Origin of the sequence: Mycobacterium sp. (assembly GCF_032161845.1) — a bacterium.
Lineage (GTDB): Bacteria > Actinomycetota > Actinomycetes > Mycobacteriales > Mycobacteriaceae > Mycobacterium.
Window position 1 is genome coordinate 1 of the sequence record NZ_JAVRQA010000145.1, and the last position, 2,622, is coordinate 2,622.

The 2,622-nt window shown below is 65.4% G+C and carries 1 protein-coding gene; it reads right to left on the minus strand.

The features are described 5' to 3' along the window. Positions 1-2,622: DNA polymerase III subunit alpha (dnaE, locus tag QOD90_RS08600; protein WP_526348631.1), on the minus strand; the 2,622-nt coding region annotated here is incomplete at both ends.

Here is a 2,622-nt window from a genome sequence, read left to right on the forward strand (position 1 = left end):
GACCTTGTTGAGATAGTCGGAGAAATCGGTGTAATTACCCTTTGCCGTGCGGCTATTGATCAGCGAGGCAACGACATTGGCGCCGACATTGCGCACCGCGCCCAGCCCGTAGCGGATGTCGACGCCCACCGAGGCGAAGTTGAGTTCGGACTCGTTGACATCGGGCGGCAACACCGTGATGCCCAGCCTGCGGCAGTCCGCGAGATAGACGGCCGCCTTGTCCTTGTCGTCGCCGACGGAGGTGAGCAGACCCGCCATGTACTCGGCGGGATAATTGGCCTTGAGATACGCCGTCCAGTACGACACCAGCCCGTAGCCGGCGGCATGCGACTTGTTGAACGCGTAGTCGGCGAACGGAAGAACCGTGTCCCACAACGCCTTGACGGCCGCCGCGGAGAAGCCGTTCGTCTTCATGCCCTCGGAGAAGCCCTCGTACTCCTTGTCGAGCACCTCACGCTTCTTCTTGCCCATGGCCTTGCGGAGAATGTCGGCTCGAGCGAGCGAGTAGCCGGCGACCTTCTGCGCAATGCGCATGATCTGCTCTTGGTAGACGATCAAACCGTAAGTCTCCGAGAGGATCTCGCGCAGCGGCTCTTCGAGCTCCGGGTGAATCGGCTTGATGGCCTGGCGACCGTTCTTGCGGTCGGCGTAGTCGTTGTGGGCGTTGACGCCCATCGGCCCCGGCCGGTACAGCGCGATGACGGCGACGACGTCCTCGAATCCGGTCGGTTGCATCTTGCGTAGCAGATCGCGCATCGGTCCGCCGTCGAGCTGGAACACACCCAACGTGTCGCCCCGGCCGAGCAGTTCGTACGCCGCCGGGTCGTCGAGGGTCAACGAATCCAAGTCGAGGTCGATGCCCCGGTTCGCCTTGATGTTCTCCAGCGCGTCACCGATGATCGTCAGGTTCCGCAGCCCGAGAAAGTCCATCTTGAGCAGGCCGATCGCCTCGCACGACGGATAGTCCCAGCCGGTGATGACGGCCCCGTCCTGCGGGCGCCGCCACAACGGGATCGACTCGATCAGTGGTTCGGAGCTCATGATCACCGCGCACGCGTGCACGCCGGCGTTGCGGACCAGGCCCTCCAGGCCCCGCGCGGTCTCGTAGATGGTGCGCACGTCGGGATCGGTATCGAGCAGATTGCGGACCTCGGCGGCCTCCTTGTACCGCTCGTGGCTGGGATCGGTGATCCCGGACAGTGGAATGTCCTTGGCCATGATCGGCGGAGGAAGGGCCTTGGTGATGCGGTCGGCGATCGCGAACCCCGGCTGCCCGTAATGCACCCGGGCCGAATCCTTCAGTGCCGCCTTGGTCTTGATGGTGCCGAACGTGATGACCTGGGCGACGCGGTCGCTGCCCCACCTGTTCGCGGCGTACCGCAGCATCTCGCCGCGACGACGGTCGTCGAAGTCGATGTCGATGTCGGGCATCGACGCGCGTTCGGGGTTCAGGAAGCGTTCGAACAACAATCCGTGCTGGATCGGGTCGATGTCGGTGATGCGCAGGGCCCACGCCACCAGCGAACCCGCCGCGGAGCCGCGGCCGGGACCGACCCGGATGTCGACCGAGCGCGCGTAGTTGATCAGGTCGGCGACGATGAGGAAGTACGACGGGTACCCCTTCGCGCAGATGACGCCGATCTCGTACTCGGCGCGCTTGACGTACTCGTCCGCCACTCCGGCCGGGAAGCGTCGACCCAGGCCCGCGTCCACTTCGCGCTTGAGCCAGGACGCCTGATCATGGCCCTCCGGCACCGGGAAGACCGGCATCCGGTCCCTGGGCGCCCACACGTCCGCGTAGGACTGCACGCGCTCGGCGATCAGCAGTGTCGAGTCGCAGGCGCCGGGAACCTCGTCGTCCCACAGCGTCCGCATCTCGGTGGCCGACTTGAGGTAGTAGCCGTCGCCGTCGAACTTGAAGCGCGTCGGGTCGGACAGGGTCTTCGCCGTCTGGACGCACAGAAGCGCCTCGTGGTTGTGCGCCGCTTCGCGAGTCACGTAGTGGCAGTCGTTGGTGGCCAGCGGCGGGATTCCCAGCTTGCGGCCGATGTCGAGCAGCCCCTCGCGGACGCGGCGCTCGATCTCGATGCCGTGGTCCATGAGCTCCAGGAAGTAGTTCTCCGCCCCGAAGATCTCGCGCCACTTGGCGGCCGACTCGAGTGCGAGCTGGTCATGACCCAGGCGGAGTCGGGTCTGCACCTCGCCGGAGGGACACCCGGTGGTCGCGATGATGCCCGCCGCGTTCTCGGCGATGATTTCTGCGTCCATGCGTGACCACTTGCCGAGCTGGCCCTCGAACGACGCCAGCGACGACAGCTTGAAGAGGTTGCGCAGGCCGGTGGCGTTCTCCGCCACCATCGTCATGTGGGTGTAGGAGCCGCTGCCCGAGACGTCGTCACCCTTCTGTCCCGGATCACCCCACAGGATGCGCTTGGTGTCGAAGCGCGAACCGGGCGCGATGTAGGCCTCGACGCCGATGATCGGCTTGATGCCGACGTCCGTCGACGCGTTGTAGAACTCGCTGGCACCGAACATGTTCCCGTGATCGGTCATCCCGATCGCGGGCATCTCCAGCCGCTGAGCCTCGGCGAACATGTGCTTGACCTTCGCCGCACCGTCGAG